Below are 17,431 nucleotides of genomic sequence, written 5' to 3'. Positions count from 1 at the left end.
GCCCTTCTGTCACCGACCACGGTGAAGGGCCCTTCGCTGGTCGACGCGCGTCCCGGCGCGGTGGCACGCCATCAGGATGCGGCCGCGAGCGACGATCCTCATCGGACCGTTGGGCGATCGAACCTGTCGCGGTCGGTACACCGGGCGCGCCTTGTGTGGCGCGGCAGTGCTGCGTCGATTGGACGACCTCGCCAGGCCGTTCTCACGATCATGGCGCGTTGACGGTCAACACACGGGCCAGGTCGGCGACCGAGCCGTCGGTGAGAAGCCGCTCGATCTCCGTGAGAATCTCTCCGGCGCGAGACTGCCGAACCCCGGCCGAAGCGAGAGCAGCGAGCTTGTCGCGAGCCACCTGCCGTCGGCGATGTGCGGGCATGGGCTGGGCCGAGTCGTGTTCGGCCCGAAGGACCTGGCCGTTGTCGAGGGTGACTTGCACTCGTGCCCACTGCGGTGACACATCCTCGTCGAAATGGAGGCGGACCTTCCGGCTCACCTCGCGAAGATCGGATGCCTGTACGGCCTCGTCCGTGAAGTCCGCCACTCGGCAGTGCCCGCGGACCACCGCGAGTGCGGTGGTGAACGCCAGGCTGAACTTCCCCTCGAGCGCAGTCATCGGGACGGGAATCGCACACACCGTGCGCATCACCTCGGAGACAGTGACTTCGATGGTGGCGATCCGATTGATCGGAAGATGATCTCGGAGGGCCAGAACTGCATCGATCGGTGCGTGGGTTCCGAAGCAAGAGGCATGCTCCTTCACCGCGACTTCACTCAGATACCAATGTGATTCGAAGGGCTCCGTCGCGATCGAGTGATCGACGGCGTGGCCATGACTCGCGGCGAATCCGCGGTCGTCGAGCACGGGGATGGGCAAGGGCGAGAGACCGGAACGGGCCAGTTGCGCCGCGACAACGCCGTTCCGTGCGGCGTTCCCGACCTGAATGGACTTTGCGGCGGTGCCGAAGGCAGCGCGAAGCCCCGCCGCACTCGTGGCGGCGAGTCCCCACGCATCGGCCATCTCCACGGGCGAGGCGCCGGAGATATGCGAGGCCGCAGTGGCGGCACCGAGAACACCGATCGTCGCTGTGGGGTGAAAGCCCGCGTCGTAGTGCGAGGGACCGAGCGAGGCACCGATGCGCGCCTGAATCTCGAATCCTGCAACGTATGCCGCGACCAGTCGTTGTCCCGACACCCGTGCCGCTTCTCCGTGGGCAGCGGCGAGTGCCGCTGCGGTGAGGGCGGCGGACGGGTGTATGCGCGCCGCCGGAAGCCAGTCATCGAAGTCGAGGACGTGCGCTGCGATCCCGTTGACCAGTGCGGAATCCGGCGGGCTGGCCATCGTGGCTCCGCCGATCATGACGGCGCTTCCCGTGGATGCCAATGCTGCTGCAACAGCCTGGGGGACAGGGTCGTCAGCTCCGGCGAGCGTGACGGCGACCGTGTCGACGATGCAGTCGAGCGCTGCCTCCTGAACGTCGCGAGGAACGTGCTCGAGACGCAGGTCGGCAGCCATTCGTGCGAGCTGAATGTCAATTGGCTTGCCCGACTGTGTCATTGCGTATCCTCGCGGTTCTCATCTCGGGGACTTGACGTCCGGGTGCCGATGCGCTGTGATTAGCGCCACACCGCAGAACGGTACAGTGTGCCAATCAGTGAAACAAGAGGAGATTCTGTGAACGTCGAAACCCAACTCGGCCCCGAGCTGATCGGTGGCAGGCTCAACCGGATACCGGCCATGACCCGTACCCACCGACGATGGCTTGCCGTGCTTGCCGCCCTTCTCGTGGTCGACATGGCGGACCTGAACACCTTCGCGTACGCCGCACCCGGAATCCGTAAGGACTGGGGCCTTTCGGTGAGTGACATCGGAACCATCACCGCGGCGTCGTTCCTCGGCATGTTCGTCGGTTCGGTGATCGGTGGCCGTGTCGCGGACCGGGTCGGCCGGAAGCGGGCGATCATGGGTGCGACGGTGATCTTCTCCGTGTTCTCGCTGCTGTCGGCATTCTCCTTCGGCCCCACGGATCTCGCGATCTATCGCGTGCTGACCGGTGTCGGGCTCGCGGCGCTCACGGTGATCGTGCTGACCTACGTCTCGGAGATGTTCCCGCAGAGCTACCGGGGCAGGGCGCAGACGTGGATCGTCGTCATCAGCCTGATCGGCATCCCGATCATGGCCTGGGCGGCGCGATCGATCGTTCCGCTGGGGCTCGACATGTGGCGGTGGATCTTCGTCCTCGGATCGGTGGGGATCCCGCTGATTCTCGTCGTCTCGCGCTACCTTCCCGAGTCCGCCCGCTGGCTCGCGGAGAACGGCGATACTGCCACCGCCGATGCGATCGTCTCCGGTCTCGAGCGCGAGGCGAAGGAGAAGCTCGGCGGCGAGCTGCCCGCCCCTGAGACGTTGCCGATCGTGGTGACCGGACACATCCGCGACCTCTTTCATGGCGCATATCGTCGGCGCACCATCGTGCTCGCGGCAGCCATGGCGCTGGCGCTGTCGGGCTTCTACGGCTACAACTCCTGGGTTCCCACCCTGCTCACCGAGCACGGCTTCACGACGAAGGAGAGTCTCACCTATACGTCCGTCATGTCGCTCGCGACCGTCCCGGGGGCGATGTTCACGGTGTTGTTCATCGACCGCATCGAGCGACGCGCAGCCGTGTTCCTCGTCTACTCCGCAGTGGCGGTCCTCATGCTCGTCTTCGGCTTCACCGGAAGCAACCTGATCCTCGTCGCCAGCGGCACGCTCGTGACCATGCTCCTGCAGAGCGCGACGCCGATCATGTACACCTATCTTCCCGAGATCTTCCCCACGGGCCTCCGTGGTCTCGGCGCCGGCCTGTGCAACGGCATCGGCCGTCTCGCGGTGTTCGGAACCAGCTTCCTCATCGCGGCGATCCTGTCGATCTTCGGATTCACGGCCGTGTTCCTCTACCTGGCCGGTGCGGTGTTCTGCGCGGGTCTGGTGATGCAGTTGTTCGGAGAGCGCACACTCGGTCGCACGCTCAGCGACATCAACTCGACTGTCGGTACGTCAGGCCGGCAGTAGCGCCAGGAAGCAAGGACGGCGGGATTCATTGACCGCGCAGGATCGGCTGGAGCGGGCGCGACCGGCCTTCCAGGGCTCGGCCGCCGGGATCACCCTGGTCCGAGGAGCTGGGAATGGACCCGGCTCGGATATGCCCACCGCATTCGCCGGGGGGGGGGCCGCCGCGGTAGGGGTCCCATCCGTGCGGGTCGTGGTGCTCGACGCAGAGGGAACCGTGTTCTGTGTGGGGGGATCTGCGTGCCTTCGCCGACGCGAACGACCGTGGCACCCCGCCGAGATCGCGGGAGGAATGCACCGCGGCACCGTGACGGTATTCGGGTCGTCGATCCCGGTGATGTCGATCGTGCACGGCACCATCACCGGCGGAGGTGTCGGTGTGGCGCTGTGTGCGGACATCGTTCTGATGGCTTGAAGATGCCGTGCTGAAGGCCGCCTACGTCGCGGCCCGCTGCGGCCCCGATTGGTGGAGCGACCTGGTTCCTGACCACTCGCGCCGGCGCGGCGGTCGCGCTCGACCTCACGCTTACCAACCGCTCTACGACGGGCGCCGACGCCGCCCAGTGTGGCCTCGTCAGCACGGTGGTCCCCGCCGATCGGCCTGCCGTACGACCACGATTCGTCACCCGCCGGCCACGAGGATCGGCAGACGGCGACGGTCCACATATCAGTTCGGCGACGCGGTTCTGCCAATTCGGCTCGACGTCACCGACCGGGATGCGGCCTTCGCCGCAGTCACATCGGCACACGAGCATTTCGGGCAGCTCGATGTGGTCGTCCACAACGCAGGCTGCGGGCGGTACGGCGCCGTCGAAAAGAGCTCAGCGAGAACGAGATCAGGGATCAGCTCGTGACCAACCACTGCGGCGTGTGGTGGGTCACGCAGGCCGCGCTGCCGATGATGCGCGCCCAGCAGCGCAGGCGCATCGTCCAGGTCTCTACGATCGGCGGCCTGGTGACCTTCGTGAACCCGGGTGGGTGCCACACGTCGAAATGCGCGGTTGAGGGCCTCACCGACAGCGTCGGCCAGGAGGTCGCGGCCGAGGCCTCCCGCCCTGTTCGCCGAGGCGTCCCGCCCTGTTCGCCGCGACCTCCCGCTCTGTTCGCCGAGGCGTCGGCGAGCACGGTCCCGGGAAGCCCCGCAGCTGTGGGCGGTGCCTTGCCTGAGATCGTCGACGCGGAGAACCCGTCACTGCGGGTCTTCTGCGCCTCGGGTCTTCTGCGCCTCGGGTCTTCTGCGCCTCGGGTCTTCTGCGCCTCGGGTCTTCTGCGCCTCCGACCCGCTGTAGATCGTCCGGGGCTGTGTACGCCGACCGGATCAACACCTGGCAGCAGTGGCCGAGGTCTCGGCCGCAGCGCAGGGCTGACGCGCCGAACGAACGAGAGAAGGGGCGCCGTCATCGGATCTCGATGACGGCGCCCCATCTCGTTGCTCGCGCGGCCCGGGCTCCCTCACCGAACCCGGCTCCCGCGCGATCACGCGCGAACGTCAGGCGTCGAGACCCGTCGTGTCGAAGATGTACCCACCTGACCCGTCGGAGACGATCCGCCCCATCGAGGGCTGCGCGAAGTGATTGCCGAGCACGATCGTCGGGGTGTCGACGAACTCGGCGAGGATTCGGCGGCGCGTCGCGGTGCTCTGCTCGCCGTCGACGTCGCTGAGCGCGGCCCACTCGGGATGCGCGACCTGCCCGGGGTGGTGGAAGGCGTCGCCGGTCAGGAAGAGGTGATCGTCGCCCGAACGGATGCTGACGCTGGTGTGGGCGGGTGTGTGCCCTGGGTTCAGGACCAGGACGACGCCGGGGGCGATCTCGCCGTACTCGTCGACGAGGTCGATCTGGCCAGCGTCCTGCACGCGGCGGACCGACTGCTCGATAGTATTGACCTGGGTATCCTGGGACAGCGCCAGCACGTGGTCGAGGCCAGCACGTGGTCGAGCTCGGGCGCGTCAGCGGCGGGGTGGGCCACCTCCTGCTTGCTGGCCTCCTCCCAGTGCCGGAACTCGACGCCCATGAAGAGGTAGCGGGCGTTTGGGAAGGTCGGCTTGAGCGCCGCGGGCTGAGCGTCCGCGACGACGACGGCGTCCAGCGGCTGCTCGTGGACCGGGTCGACGGTGCTTCATTCAAGGGTGATGGCCATGGTGGCTTTCTCTCGTTCGGATTGCGGGATACGTCCCGCGACGGTGGAGCCGCCCGATGTGGCGAGCATCATCGCCGCGCCCTTTTCGGCGATCAGATACGTCGGGGCGTTGGTGTTGCCGGAGGTGATGCTCGGCATGATCGACGCGTCGATCACCCGCAGCCCGCGGACGCCGCGCACCCGCAGTTGCGCGTCGACGACGGCCTCGTCCTCGGTGCCCATGCGGCATGTCCCGACCGGGTGGTACACCGTCGAGACCGTGTTGCGCAGGTAGTCGGCCATCTGCTCGGGGGTACTCACGTCGGGGCCGGGTTCCAGCTCGGCCTCGATGTGCGAGGCCAGCGCCGGCTGCGCGGCGATCGAGCGCACCTTGGCGATGCCCGCGGAGAGCAGGTCGATGTCGCGCTCGTCGGTGAGGTAGCCGGGGTCGATCAGGGGTCGCACCGTCGGGTCGGCGGAGACGATGCGGGTGACGCCTGCGCTGAACGGGCGCGCGGCGATGGACGAGATCATCATGCCGGGGAACGGGTCGATGCCCAGCACGCCCTGTTCGGAGATGCCGAACGAGTACGGGCGCATCGCCAGCTGGACGTCGGGGTTGGTCTGCCCGGGGTCCGCGGCAAAGAAGATGAGTGCCTGCGAGGAGGTGCTGCTGAGGGTGCCGGTGCCGTGCTCACGCCACTCCTCGATGGCCTCGTCGAGCCGACCCTCGTCGCTCATGGTCGCGTTGATGCTGTCGCTCTCGTCGCGCAGCTTGAACTTGACGTGGCCGAACAGGTGGTCCTGGAGGTTCCGGCCGACGCCGCGAAGGTCGGAGACCACCTCGATGCCGAGTGAGCCGAGGTGCCCCGCGTCGCCGATGCCCGATAGCTGCAGGATCGTGGCACTGCCGATCGCCCCGGCCGACAGCACGACCTCCTTGGCCGCGCGGATCTCCCTTGTGGCCCCGCCATCCTCGATCACCTCGACGCCGACGGCCGCACCGTCCTCGATGAGGACGCGGGACACGCGGGCGTCAGTGAGCACGTCGAGCGTGTCGCGGTCCCGGATGGGATCGATGAAGGCGACGGACGATGACTGGCGTCGGCCATGATGGATGTTGCCCATGACGACCGCGACGCCGACTTGGTCGCCGCTGTTCTGGTTCTTGTTGAGCGGGACCCCGGCCTCCTGCGAGGCCTCGATGTAGGCGACGGTGGTGGGGTGCACCGTGGTCAGCGAGCTCAGTTTGAGCTCACCGTCGGCGCCGAAATAGGTGGGGTCGCCGTCGGGGTATGACGTCTGCTTGCGGAAGTACGGGAGCACCTCGTCCCAGGACCAGCTCGCGTCGCCGGCCACCTCGGCCCAGCTGTTGTAGTCCTCGCGCTGGCCGCGGACGTACATCATGCCGTTCACGGAGCTCGAACCGCCCATGATCCGACCCTGTACCAGCGGAATCGAGCGGCCGGCGATCTCCTCGGCCGGCTCGGTCCGGTCGGGCCACACCGCGGTGGGGTCGCCGAGGAGGCGCTGCATCCCGAGGGGGATCTCCACCCACGGGTTGTCATCGGGGCCGCCGGCTTCGATGAGCAGCACCCGGTGCTTCTCGCTGAGCCGGTTGGCGACGAGACAGCCCGCCGAGCCCGCTCCAGCGACGATGTAGTCGTACATGTTGTGACTTCCTCTCACTGTGACTCTGTTCTGTGGCTCGACGCCACGGGTTTGCGTGCCCGTCGGGGCCGGCCGGTGCGCTCAGATGACGGTCAGGACAGGCGTGTTCACGTCGGCGGCCTCATGGCCTCGACGGCGTCGCCGATCCGGTCGACGGGGAACGCCGTCATCGGCCCGTCGATGGGGAACCGGCCATCGGTGGTGTAGGAGATCAGCTCGGGGATGAACTCCTGGGGAAAGCGAATCGCTCTCCAGCACTCCCTGCAGGGTGATCCGATGCCCATGTCCGCCAACGCCGGAACAGGCTTGACCCACTGGTGGGTGCGCAAGCCCGGCGCAGTCGCGGAGTTCCTGTGCGGGAAGGCCCACGTGCACCCATCGTGCGAACCGGACCGGCGCGTTGTTCTCTCTCGAGGGCAGCTCGGCGAGTTCCTGGATCCGTGCGTCGGTCCGTGCGTCGAGCGGCGCAGCGACCCGGTCGAGCACGTCCGCGCGCTCGGCCGGCGGCCGGTCGCACCAGACACCCGACTCGACGCTGGTCGTGGCCAGGGCCACGGCGGAGTCGGCGTGGCCGGTACGGCCCGTCGCCACGGTGGCGACGAGATCCTTCGTCGCGGGGCTGCGGATCTCGACTCGCCCATCGGAGTCGACGGCCGCGCCACCGATCCACATCGGGGGGTGGGAGACGGCTGCCGACGTCGTCGCGACGGGAGCTGCTGTTGTCGTCACCTGGCCTTGCCTTTCGGGGCTCACCTACGCACTGGACCGCTGTGCGGCATAACATGCCGTTGAACGGTACGACGAAGTGTGTCGCGTATCACCTTCGATGTCAAGGCCTCATGTACAGCCTTGCTGCGACCTTTGGGGTGGGGCGGCCGAGTGCGCATGCGGACCGTGTGCCGCTGGACGAGTCCGTATGCCCGCTCACGGACCGCCCGGGCTCGTCGGTGAGCACTGATGATGGAACAGAAGGGGCGGGGGCATCGAGCACGATGAGAAGGAGCGTTGTGGCAAAGGTGGGCGATCGCCGGTGCTGACGCCGACCGCTACAAGGGCCGACCCGCTGCCCCGGCCGTCGCACTGGAGGTCGGCGACAACGCCCGGTGCCGGCGAACGGTGAAGGGGATGGTCACGGTTCCGCAGCCGGTGGCGGTTGGATCGTCCAGGTGCCGCAACGGGGTGGAAGAGTGACTCTAGTGATCGTTCTGCAGGTCAATGATGCTGCGGGAGAGTCGGATACGCAGCTCGATCGTCCGCCAGGGGTCGTTGTGCTTGCCGTGGAGAAGATTCCGTGGAACAGATGCCGTGGTTGCTCGTGGAGTTGACACGCACGGGCCAACTCGCCGTTTGCCCGAGAACCGACTGTGTGCTGCAGATCCGAACCGGGTGTCGGTCAGGTTCTCTGGATCGTTCAGCAACGCCCACCGCAGATTCCGTCGTTCAACTCTGCTCAGGCCCGGGATCCGATGTATGTCCCGTTGTCGGGTTCGGTCCACAGCTCTTGTCGCCCACTGGACCACGTGGAACGGGTCCATGCACCTGATGGCGTCTGGGGCGCGCTCGGTGACGATCGTCGTCATGTATTCGGCGGCGTCAGCGCCGACATGGGTCAACGGCGCGGTGCGTTGTCACGTATCGGTGACCTGTGCGGTGGGCGATCTCATCGCTGGCGATGCGCCGCAGGTCGTCCAGGTGGTCGATGGTTCTGAGTGCCGGCCACCCGGGTCGAGATGGCGCCGACGTTGTGGCTGGTTGTTCTGATCGTAACCAGGACAACGCTTATGACATCGAGGACATCGAGGACATCGAGATCGAGTCGCCCTGCGGTGGTGTCGTCGGCCCTGGCCGCGAACGTTCCCCGTGTTTCACCGGGCGGTCTCGTACGCCGCCACGCCGCAGTCTCCCTCGCGAGTGTCACCGATAGCAGCCCTGCCATCCCTGGCTGCGCAGCACGTCGACCCGGCAGTAGGTGCCGCGTGGGTAGTACGCGCCCATCGACGTCGCGGGATCGGAGTGGGCGGCCTGTGACGCCTGGACCGACTGCGGATAGAACCCGGCCGACGGGAGCATGTTCCGCATGATCAGCACCTTGTCGGCGACGGCGGTGCTGCCCCAGCCGATCAGGGTCTGGCTCGCATCGGTCGGCACGGCCAGATCCTGCGGTGCGGCGACCACATACGTGTAGTACCCGTCGGCGTCGAGCGCGGTCTGGTGATCGGCCGCACAGCCGACGACGGGGTAGGGGCTCACCCTGTCGTTCTGGCACATCGACCAGTACCGCAGGTCGCGCGGCACCGCCGCCGACGTCCCGGCGGTGGTGTCGGGGAACGAGGGTGCCTTCCCGCGGACCACGACGACCCGGCCGGGCTGGTAGGTCACCGCCGCGGCGAGATACTTGTTGTCGCCGTTGGGAAACAGTCCGCCGGTCGTCGTCGGATTGGTGAAGGTGGCCTCCGGCGCGGAACCGCCGCCGGTGCTGACGAGGCGGTCGAACAGCGCCTTCATCAGTGCGGAGTCGCCGGAGAGGGCGAGCGGGGATGCGCAGGGGCGCAGGGGGATGGTCGCGCCGCCCAGATGCATCGTCATGGTGGGCAGGGCGACATCACCGTTGGGCGAGTTGGGGTCGTCGGGGACGTAGACGCGCACGATGAGGAAGCCCACCGGGACGCGCTGGGTGCCGGTGGTCGGGAGGCCGCTGATCTCGTTGCGCGACGGATCGGCCGCCCGCGGGACCACTGTCGCGTGCCAGCTGCGCCCCGATCGGTTCGGCGACACCTGGGCGAACGGGTTGGAGCTGCCACGATCCGGCGTGATCTGGTTGTCGCGCAGGGTGTCGATGGTGTCGAAATCGGTGCCGTAGGTGTTCAGCGAGAAATACCGGGCCTGCGGGAACTGTCCCGACAGGCTGATCGAATCGCCGGCGCCGAGCGCGTACGGCATCACCCAGTAGGTGGCGTTGCTGTCGGGGAACGCGACGTTCAGATCGTTCGCGTTGGACATGAACTGCCAGGCACACACCGGCCCGGGTGTGGTGCCCTGCGGGGTCGGCGCGGCGTGGGCGGCCGACGCGCCCAGGACGGTGAGCAGTACCGCTGCCGACACCATGCGGAGAAGCCGGAGTGTGCGAATCACCTGCTCAGTCTCACAGAGGCGACCCGGATGCGCCCTGCAGTTGGGTGGACTCGGATCACGGCACTCGCGGGTGCGCGCCCTGAGATCGATGTCGCGCGGCCCACGTATCCTGACCCGAACGGGTGACACCGGCCCGGAGCGATCTCAGGGGAGTGGTCGAGCATGTCGGCGTGGAAGCGGCTGCGGATCTGGGCGCGCAAGCGGCGCTACGTGATCCGGCGTCGACCGGAGTTGAATCTCACCTACCGCATCACGGTCGGTGTAGTGGGCGCGCTCGTGCTGGCCGGCGGCATCGTCGCCATCCCGTATCCGGGACCGGGCTGGCTGATCGTCTTTCTCGGCCTGGGCATCCTGGCGTCGGAGTTCTCCTGGGCGCACCGGCTGCTGGGATTCGCGCGCACCAAGTACGACGCCTGGGTGGAGTGGTTCCGTCAGCAGCACTGGGCGGTGCAGGGCGTCTTCGGGCTCGGCACCTGCCTGGTGGTGCTGGCGTCGATGTGGATGCTGGGTGTGTTCGGCACCGTCGCCGGATGGGTCGACGTCGATGCGGACTGGGTACATAGTCCCATCCTCTGACCGAACCCGATCCTCTGACAGGGCCCGATCCTTGACGTGATTCGCCCGCGACGGGTGTCACCTAGAGTCGGGGACCGTCGCGCAGGAATCCGTGCAACGCCGCGCGATACCCGCGCGAGTAGCTCGACGCCGACAGGCCGGCCTCGGCATCGACGGCGAGCGACTCGACACCATGCGCCGAGGGCTCGGCGTCCCGTGGGGGATCGGCCCGTGGGGGCTCGGCGTCCGACGGTCGGCCGGCCAGGGTGCTCGCCGCGTGGTGGCGCGCCCACGGGAGCGGCAGCGCCCCGAGGTCGGCGTAGGCGGCCTCGATACCGCGCCGGAACTCGAGGGCGTCGAGGTGGGCGGTGTCGCACACCGCCGTGATACTGATCACCGGGCCTCCTTGGTGGCGAGGGTGCGATACAACGTCGCGCGACTCACTCCGAGCGCCGCGGCGATCCGGGGCACGGGCTCGCCGTTGGCACGCATGCGTTCGGCCTGCTCGATCTGGTCGGGGGTGAGTGCGCGGGGACGCCCGACGGTCGCGCTGGTGCGGCGGGTGCCTCGAGCGGCCACCCGCCGACCGGGTGCCTGCTCGTCGTCGAGCTCCGACAGCGACGCGAGCACCCCGACGATCATGTGGCCGGCCGGTTCGGTGGTGTCGATCCGTTCCCGCAACGAGCGCAACCGCAGCCCTCGTTCACCCAGGTCACGCACGGTGGACATCACCTCAGGGGTCGACCGGCCGAGCCGATCCATACCCGCCACGACGACGGTGTCGCCGCGGCGGGCGTAGTCGAGCAGGGCGGTCATCCCGGGCCGTTCGGCCCCGGGCAGGACCGCGGTGTCGGTGTAGATGCGGTTGGCGGCGACGCCGGTCCCGGTGAGCTCGTCGATCTGCTCGTCGAGGGAACCGGCACGGGGCCGGGCGCGCGCGTACCCGAGGAGGGTCGCGGTCGATGCGTCGGAGGACATTGACCGAATCTATCTCGAAACACGATCAGGTATCGGTATTGAGACCCCGTGTGTTGTGAGACGTCGTCGAAGGACGCAGCAAAACACTTGTAAATGGCGACCATACGCAACATGAGACGTCGCGAAAAAATTCGAGATGTTTTCTCGAATGTCTCGAAATACGGAGTGATGCGCCGGGAGGGGGAACCGGCGACCCGGAATGTCGGGTCCACTCGATACGATCGACGTCGGAAACCCGTTTTGCCGACGGGCGCCGTGTGGTGTCCCGAGGCCGATCCCCGGAGGAGCGTTCGCCGTGCCCGACGAAGTCAAGGTGAGTCACCCAGCCACGATCCGTGTGCCTGCTGGGACCACCGCGGGCACCGCGCTGCGGGAGCACGACCTGCCCAACAAGGGACCCGAGGCGATCGTCGTCGTCCGTGACGCGTCGGGCATGCTGCGCGACCTGTCGTGGGCGCCCGAACTCGAGACCGAGGTGGAGCCCGTCGCGGCCAACACCGAGGCCGGCCGCAGCGTGATCCGCCACTCCACCGCACACGTCCTCGCGCAGGCCGTGCAGGAGCTGTTCCCGGAGGCCAAGCTCGGTATCGGTCCGCCGATCAAGGACGGCTTCTACTACGACTTCGACGTGACCGACCCCTTCACGCCCGAGGACATCGCCGCCCTCGAGAAGAAGATGAAGCAGATCGTCAAGTCGGGGCAGAAGTTCTCCCGTCGTGTCTACGCGTCCAAGGCCGAGGCCAAGGTCGAGCTGTCGAACGAACCGTTCAAGCTCGAGCTGATCGACGACAAGGGCAGCTTCGACGAGAAGGAGGTCATGGAGGTCGGCGGCAAGGAGCTGACCGTCTACGACAACCTCAATCCTCGTACCGGCGAGCGCATCTGGTGCGATCTGTGCCGTGGCCCGCACGTACCCACCACCAAGTACATTGCCGCGTTCAAGCTCACGCGCAGCTCGGCCGCCTACTGGCGTGGTGACCAGGAGAATGCGGCCCTGCAGCGTATCTACGGCACCGCATGGGAATCGGCCGACGCCCAGCAGGAGTACCTGGACCTGCTCGCCGAGGCCGAGCGTCGCGATCACCGCAAGCTCGGTGCGGAGCTCGACCTGTTCAGCTTCCCCGACGAGCTCGGCTCGGGTCTGCCGGTGTTCCACCCCAAGGGCGGCATCATCCGTCAGGAGATGGAGAACTACTCGCGTAAGCGGCACGTCGAGGAGGGCTACGACTTCGTCTATTCGCCGCACATCACCAAGGGTCATCTGTACGAGGTCTCCGGCCACCTCGACTGGTACCGCGACGGCATGTTCCCGGCGATGCACATCGACGAGGAGCTCAACGAGGACGGCACGGTCCGCAAGCCCGGCCAGGACTACTACCTCAAGCCGATGAACTGCCCGATGCACAACCTGGTGTTCGGGTCGCGCGGACGTTCCTACCGCGAGCTGCCGCTGCGCCTGTTCGAGTTCGGTTCGGTGTATCGGTATGAGAAGTCGGGCGTGATCCACGGACTCACCCGCGTCCGCGGCATGACACAGGACGATGCGCACATCTACTGCACCAAGGAGCAGATGCGCGACGAGCTGACCACCACGCTGAACTTCGTACTGGGGCTGCTCAAGGACTACGGGCTCGACGACTTCTACCTCGAGCTGTCGACCAAGAACCCCAACAAGTTCGTCGGCGACGACGCACTGTGGACCGAGGCCACCGACACACTGCGCGAGGTCGCCGAGGCATCGGGTCTGAACCTCGTCCCCGATCCGGGAGGCGCCGCGTTCTACGGCCCCAAGATCTCGGTGCAGGTGCAGGACGCACTCGGCCGCAGCTGGCAGATGTCGACCATCCAGCTCGACTTCAACCTGCCCGAACGCTTCCAGCTCGAGTACACCGGACCTGACGGCACCAAGCAGCGTCCGGTGATGATCCACCGCGCGCTGTTCGGATCGATCGAGCGGTTCTTCGGTGTGCTCACCGAGCACTATGCCGGTGCGTTCCCGGCGTGGCTCGCACCCGTGCAGGTGGTGGGCATCCCGGTGGCCGAGGCCTTCGCCGACCACCTGCAGGGAGTCGTCGACGCACTCCGCAAGCAGGGCATCCGCGCCGAGGTCGACTACTCTGACGACCGCATGCAGAAGAAGATCCGCACCCACACGACTGGGAAGGTGCCGTTCATGCTGCTGGCGGGGGAACGCGACGTCGAGGCGGGCGCGGTGAGCTTCCGATTCCGTGACGGTACCCAGGTCAACGGGGTGCCGGTGGCACAGGCGATCGAGACCATCGTCGACTGGGTCGGTTCCCGACGCAACGAGTCGCCCAGCAAAGACCTGGTGAACCCCGAGCCCGTGAGTGCGGCCGCGGGGAGCAGCGATGGCTGACGGCCCGGACGCGCTGGAGACCGAGATCCGCGACTGCGGGACCGGCGACGCCGATCGGCTCCAGCGTCTGTGGACCCCGCATCGGATGACCTACATCACCGCCGAGGTACCCCAGACCCGGGATGCCCCGAGTGGGGATTCGGAGTCGGGAGACGCGGACACCGAGACCGGTGCGGCCACGTCCGGCGAACCCCAGACCGGCGAACCCCAGACCGGCGAACCCCAGACCGGCGAACCCCAGGCCGGCGAACCTCAGACCGGCGAACCCAAGACATCGGGCCATCCCTTCCTCGACATCCCGCGGATGTCGGATGAAGACGGACTGGTCGTCGCCCGCGGCGAGCACGTGTACGCGGTGCTCAACCTGTACCCGTACAACCCGGGCCACACCATGGTGGTGCCCTATCGGCAGGTCGCCGACCTCGAGGAACTCACCCCCGGGGAGTCCGCCGAACTGATGGCGTTCACCCAGCGGATGATCCGCACCATCAAGGCGGTGTCCAACCCGAACGCGTTCAACGTGGGACTCAACCTGGGCTATGCGGCCGGCGGATCGCTCGCCGAACACCTCCACCAACACATCGTGCCGCGATGGGTGGGTGACGCCAACTTCATCACCGTGGTCAGCGGAACCAAGGTGATGCCGCAACTGCTCCGCGACACCCGCGCGCTGCTCGCCGACGCCTGGCACCGATTCGACGACGTCACGGCCGGAGGGCCGGAAGGAGCAGATCGGTGCTGAGCATTCGGGGCCGCGCCTCGGTGTCCAAGGTGACCCTCCCGATCGGCCGGGCCCTGCTGCGCACCGGGCTGACCCCCGACATGATGACGCTGATCGGCACGGTCGCCACCGTGGCCGCGGCGTTGACCCTGTTCCCCACGGGCCACCTGTTCTGGGGAACCATGGTCATCTGGCTGTTCGTCATGTTCGACATGCTCGACGGTGCGATGGCCCGCGCCCGCGGCGGCGGCACCCGGTTCGGGTCGGTCCTCGACGCCACCTGCGACCGCATCGCCGACGGCGCGATCTTCGCCGGACTCGCCTGGTGGTGTGCCTGGAACGATCCGCACCAGCTGCTGTTCGTGGCGACCCTGATCTGCCTGGTCACCTCGCAGGTCATCTCGTATGCCAAGGCACGCGCGGAGGCTGCGGGCCTCAACGGCGACGGCGGACTCATCGAGCGCCCGGACCGGCTGATCATCGTGCTCGTCGGTGCCGGGTTGACCGGACTGGGCCTGTGGTGGGCCATCCACGTGGCGATGTGGCTGCTCGCCGTCGGCAGCGTGATCACCGTCGGCCAGCGCATGTGGTCGATCGCATCGTCGCCGGGGGCCCGCGAGCTGATCCCGTTGGCCAAGCCGGCCGGCCCCGACACCGAATCCGGCCCCGACACCGAATCCGGCACGGGTGCCGATTCCGACTCCGACGAGCCGGCCCAGTGAGTCTCGGTGGGCAGTTCGGGCGCCTGAAGGAATCGGCCACCGACCTCGGATACCGGACGGGGTGGGCGGGTGTCCGCCATGCCCCGGACGGACTCGCACGCGCCGCGTTCGACCGGATCGGCCGCTATGCCGGCCGCCGCAACGGTGGTCCGGAACAGTTGCGCCGCAACCTTGCCCGCGTGGTCGGCACCACGCCCGATCAGGTACCCGACGATCTCGTCGCCGACGCCATGCGCTCGTACGCCCGCTACTGGTACGAGGCCTTCCGGCTGCCCGCCCAGGACCTCGCCGAGACCGCGGCCACCGTCGACGTTCCGCCGCCGGACCGCGCCCGCCTCGATGCGGCGCTGTCGCAGGGTAAGGGCGTGATCCTGTCGTTGCCGCACACCGGCAACTGGGATATGGCCGGGGTGTGGCTGGTGCAGAACCACGCCAGTTTTGCGACCGTCGCCGAACGGTTGCGCCCGGAGTCGTTGTTCAACCGGTTCGTCGAGTACCGCGAGTCCCTGGGATTCGAGATCTTCCCGCTCAGCGGGGGAGACCAGCCACCGTTCGGCCTCCTTGCCGACCGCCTCCGCGACGGCCAGATCGTGTGCCTGTTGGGGGAGCGTGACCTCGCCCGCCACGGTGTGCCGGTCACGTTCTTCGGGGAGAAGACCCGGATGCCCGCCGGCTCGGCGCGGCTGGCGATCGAGACCGGTGCGGTGCTGTTGCCGGTGCACCACTGGTTCACCGACGCGCCCGGTTCGATGGTCAGCTGCGGTGAGGAGATCGACGTGTCGGTCGGTGTGGAGGCCGCGACCCAGGCCCTCGCCGACGCATTCGCGGTGAACATCGCTGCACATCCGACCGACTGGCACATGCTGCAGCCGCTGTGGGAATCGGACTGGACCGATCGGCAACGTGCCCGGATCGCAGGCGACGCATGAGGATCGGGATGGTGTGCCCGTACTCCTTCGACGTGCCCGGCGGTGTGCAGGCCCATGTCGTCGAACTCGCACAGGTCTATCTCGAGCGGGGGCATCACGTCAGCGTGATCGCGCCCGCCGACGCGGACACCCAGCTGCCCGAGTACGTCGTCTCGGCGGGCCCGGCGCTGGCACTGCCGTACAACGGGTCGGTGTCGCGGGTGAACTTCAGTCCGCGCGGATACCGACGGCTTCGACGGTGGATCGACGACAACGACTTCGACGTGCTACACGTACACGAGCCCAATTCGCCGAGTCTGTCGATGATGGCCCTGATGGTGGCGCTCGGACCGATTGTCACCACCTTCCACACGTCGACCTCACGATCGTTGTGGCTCACCGTCTTCCAGGGAATTCTGCGGCCGTACCACGAACGGATCTCCGGCAAGATCGCCGTCTCCGAGCTCGCCCGGCGCTGGCAGATGGAGGCCCTCGGCTCCGACGCGGTGGAGATCCCCAACGGCATCAACTACCCGTTCTTCGCCTCCGCCGAGCCGCTCGACGGATACCCGTGGCCGGGACGGTCGATCCTGTTCCTCGGGCGCTTCGACGAGCCGCGCAAGGGCATCGACATCCTGATGCGGGCCCTGCCGAGGGTGGTCGCCGAGTTCCCGGACGTCCGGGTGCTCGTCGTCGGGGGCGGCAACGAGAAGGCGCTGCGCCGCCGTGCCGGGGAGCTCGCCGACCACCTGGTGTTCCTCGGCCGTGTCGACGACGTCACCAAGGCCCGGGCCTTCGCGTCCACCGACGTGTATGTGGCACCCAACCTCGGCGGTGAGAGTTTCGGCATCGTGCTGGTGGAGGCGATGGCCGCCGGGGCCGCGGTGATCGCGTCCAAACTCGACGCGTTCCGCCGGGTGCTCGACGACGGCCGCGCCGGGATGCTGGTCGGGGTGGGAGCCGCGGACGAACTCGCCGACGGCATCATCACCCTGCTCGGTGACGACGAGGCACGGTCCGAACTGGTCGCCGCCGGGGAGGCCCGGGCCGAACGCTACGACTGGTCGCGGGTGGCCGATCAGATCATGCGCGTCTACGAGACCGTGACCGTGGGGGCCGGCCCGGTGGTGGTGTCCGACTGAATCGGTGGTGTCCCACCCGAACCCCCGTCGGACCGAGCCGTGTGCCCGACCGAGCCGT

General features: G+C 67.7%; 18 protein-coding genes. 10 read left to right on the top strand and 8 right to left on the bottom strand.

Going from position 1 to position 17,431, the window contains the following annotated elements:
- Positions 1-208: 208 nt before the first annotated feature.
- Positions 209-1,513 (bottom strand): MmgE/PrpD family protein, encoded by a 1,305-nt coding sequence (locus ACWDUA_RS03105; RefSeq protein WP_449749531.1) that lies wholly within the window; start codon positions 1,511-1,513, stop codon positions 209-211.
- Positions 1,514-1,672: 159 nt separating this feature from the next.
- Here ACWDUA_RS03105 and ACWDUA_RS03100 point away from each other — a divergent pair, with 159 nt between their 5' ends.
- The 4 genes from ACWDUA_RS03100 to ACWDUA_RS03085 all read left to right on the top strand — a co-directional run bounded on the left by ACWDUA_RS03100 (position 1,673) and on the right by ACWDUA_RS03085 (position 4,463).
- Positions 1,673-3,052, top strand: a complete 1,380-nt coding sequence (locus ACWDUA_RS03100) for an MFS transporter (RefSeq protein ID WP_449749530.1) — start codon at positions 1,673-1,675, stop codon at positions 3,050-3,052.
- Positions 3,053-3,182: 130 nt separating this feature from the next.
- Complete coding sequence (locus tag ACWDUA_RS03095) at positions 3,183-3,464, top strand: enoyl-CoA hydratase-related protein (RefSeq protein ID WP_449749529.1); 282 nt, start codon at positions 3,183-3,185, stop codon at positions 3,462-3,464.
- 7 nt (positions 3,465-3,471) lie between these two features.
- Positions 3,472-3,903 (top strand): SDR family oxidoreductase, encoded by a 432-nt coding sequence (locus tag ACWDUA_RS03090; RefSeq protein ID WP_449749528.1) that lies wholly within the window; start codon positions 3,472-3,474, stop codon positions 3,901-3,903.
- Positions 3,789-4,463 carry an SDR family NAD(P)-dependent oxidoreductase gene (locus ACWDUA_RS03085; RefSeq protein ID WP_449749709.1) on the top strand — a complete coding sequence of 225 codons (675 nt, stop codon included), beginning with the start codon at positions 3,789-3,791 and terminating at the stop codon, positions 4,461-4,463. Before ACWDUA_RS03090 ends, ACWDUA_RS03085 begins: the two co-directional genes overlap by 115 nt.
- A 75-nt stretch (positions 4,464-4,538) precedes the next feature.
- Here the strand turns inward: ACWDUA_RS03085 and ACWDUA_RS03080 are convergent, their stop codons facing one another.
- The 5 genes from ACWDUA_RS03080 to ACWDUA_RS03060 all read right to left on the bottom strand — a co-directional run bounded on the left by ACWDUA_RS03080 (position 4,539) and on the right by ACWDUA_RS03060 (position 9,943).
- On the bottom strand, positions 4,539-4,904 hold the full coding sequence (locus tag ACWDUA_RS03080; RefSeq protein WP_449749527.1) for an MBL fold metallo-hydrolase: 366 nt from the start codon (positions 4,902-4,904) through the stop codon (positions 4,539-4,541).
- A gap of 263 nt (positions 4,905-5,167) precedes the next feature.
- Positions 5,168-6,838 carry a GMC family oxidoreductase gene (locus ACWDUA_RS03075; RefSeq protein ID WP_449749526.1) on the bottom strand — a complete coding sequence of 557 codons (1,671 nt, stop codon included), beginning with the start codon at positions 6,836-6,838 and terminating at the stop codon, positions 5,168-5,170.
- A gap of 81 nt (positions 6,839-6,919) precedes the next feature.
- Positions 6,920-7,567 carry an aldehyde dehydrogenase family protein gene (locus ACWDUA_RS03070; RefSeq protein WP_449749525.1) on the bottom strand — a complete coding sequence of 216 codons (648 nt, stop codon included), beginning with the start codon at positions 7,565-7,567 and terminating at the stop codon, positions 6,920-6,922.
- A gap of 464 nt (positions 7,568-8,031) precedes the next feature.
- Positions 8,032-8,451 carry a transposase gene (locus ACWDUA_RS03065; RefSeq protein ID WP_449749524.1) on the bottom strand — a complete coding sequence of 140 codons (420 nt, stop codon included), beginning with the start codon at positions 8,449-8,451 and terminating at the stop codon, positions 8,032-8,034.
- Positions 8,452-8,752: 301 nt separating this feature from the next.
- Positions 8,753-9,943 carry a hypothetical protein gene (locus ACWDUA_RS03060; protein WP_449749708.1) on the bottom strand — a complete coding sequence of 397 codons (1,191 nt, stop codon included), beginning with the start codon at positions 9,941-9,943 and terminating at the stop codon, positions 8,753-8,755.
- A gap of 189 nt (positions 9,944-10,132) precedes the next feature.
- On the opposite strand from ACWDUA_RS03060, the gene ACWDUA_RS03055 reads away from it, so the two are divergent.
- Positions 10,133-10,546 (top strand): TIGR02611 family protein, encoded by a 414-nt coding sequence (locus ACWDUA_RS03055; protein WP_449749523.1) that lies wholly within the window; start codon positions 10,133-10,135, stop codon positions 10,544-10,546.
- Between the two features lie 61 nt (positions 10,547-10,607).
- Here ACWDUA_RS03055 and ACWDUA_RS03050 read toward each other — a convergent pair whose 3' ends face one another.
- A complete protein-coding gene (locus tag ACWDUA_RS03050; RefSeq protein WP_449749522.1) occupies positions 10,608-10,922 on the bottom strand; it encodes a hypothetical protein in 315 nt (104 codons plus the stop codon).
- Positions 10,919-11,503: a recombinase family protein gene (locus ACWDUA_RS03045; protein ID WP_449749521.1), complete on the bottom strand. Its 585-nt coding sequence runs from the start codon at positions 11,501-11,503 to the stop codon at positions 10,919-10,921. The genes ACWDUA_RS03050 and ACWDUA_RS03045 overlap by 4 nt, the downstream gene beginning before the upstream one ends.
- Before the next feature lie 295 nt (positions 11,504-11,798).
- On the opposite strand from ACWDUA_RS03045, the gene thrS reads away from it, so the two are divergent.
- The 5 genes from thrS to ACWDUA_RS03020 are packed head-to-tail and all read left to right on the top strand — an operon-like array spanning position 11,799 to position 17,373.
- Positions 11,799-13,880, top strand: coding sequence for a threonine--tRNA ligase (gene thrS, locus ACWDUA_RS03040; protein ID WP_449749520.1), 2,082 nt, complete (start codon positions 11,799-11,801; stop codon positions 13,878-13,880).
- On the top strand, positions 13,873-14,622 hold the full coding sequence (locus tag ACWDUA_RS03035; protein WP_449749519.1) for an HIT family protein: 750 nt from the start codon (positions 13,873-13,875) through the stop codon (positions 14,620-14,622). The genes thrS and ACWDUA_RS03035 overlap by 8 nt, the downstream gene beginning before the upstream one ends.
- A complete protein-coding gene (gene pgsA, locus ACWDUA_RS03030; RefSeq protein ID WP_449749518.1) occupies positions 14,616-15,323 on the top strand; it encodes a phosphatidylinositol phosphate synthase in 708 nt (235 codons plus the stop codon). Before ACWDUA_RS03035 ends, pgsA begins: the two co-directional genes overlap by 7 nt.
- Entirely contained in the window at positions 15,320-16,252 is a 933-nt protein-coding gene (locus ACWDUA_RS03025) for a phosphatidylinositol mannoside acyltransferase (protein WP_449749517.1), read from the top strand. Before pgsA ends, ACWDUA_RS03025 begins: the two co-directional genes overlap by 4 nt.
- The gene (locus ACWDUA_RS03020) at positions 16,249-17,373 is read left to right on the top strand and encodes a glycosyltransferase family 4 protein (protein ID WP_449749516.1); all 1,125 of its coding nucleotides are present in this window, start codon (positions 16,249-16,251) and stop codon (positions 17,371-17,373) included. Before ACWDUA_RS03025 ends, ACWDUA_RS03020 begins: the two co-directional genes overlap by 4 nt.
- Positions 17,374-17,431: the final 58 nt, after the last annotated feature.

This window comes from Gordonia sp. NPDC003376 (assembly GCF_053589235.1).
The sequence above is the reverse complement of the archived record's forward strand: the minus strand, read 5'-3'. Positions and strand labels throughout refer to the sequence as shown.

What these genes read in the sequence shown, in the direction of transcription:
- ACWDUA_RS03105 (WP_449749531.1), bottom strand. Translation starts at nt 1,513, where the DNA reads ATGGCTGCCGACCTGCGTCTCGAGCACGTTCCTCGCGACGTTCAGGAG.
- ACWDUA_RS03095 (WP_449749529.1), top strand. Translation starts at nt 3,183, where the DNA reads ATGCCCACCGCATTCGCCGGGGGGGGGGCCGCCGCGGTAGGGGTCCCA.
- ACWDUA_RS03075 (WP_449749526.1), bottom strand. Translation starts at nt 6,838, where the DNA reads ATGTACGACTACATCGTCGCTGGAGCGGGCTCGGCGGGCTGTCTCGTC.
- ACWDUA_RS03060 (WP_449749708.1), bottom strand. Translation starts at nt 9,943, where the DNA reads ATGGTGTCGGCAGCGGTACTGCTCACCGTCCTGGGCGCGTCGGCCGCC.
- ACWDUA_RS03055 (WP_449749523.1), top strand. Translation starts at nt 10,133, where the DNA reads ATGTCGGCGTGGAAGCGGCTGCGGATCTGGGCGCGCAAGCGGCGCTAC.
- ACWDUA_RS03045 (WP_449749521.1), bottom strand. Translation starts at nt 11,503, where the DNA reads ATGTCCTCCGACGCATCGACCGCGACCCTCCTCGGGTACGCGCGCGCC.
- ACWDUA_RS03035 (WP_449749519.1), top strand. Translation starts at nt 13,873, where the DNA reads ATGGCTGACGGCCCGGACGCGCTGGAGACCGAGATCCGCGACTGCGGG.
- ACWDUA_RS03020 (WP_449749516.1), top strand. Translation starts at nt 16,249, where the DNA reads ATGAGGATCGGGATGGTGTGCCCGTACTCCTTCGACGTGCCCGGCGGT.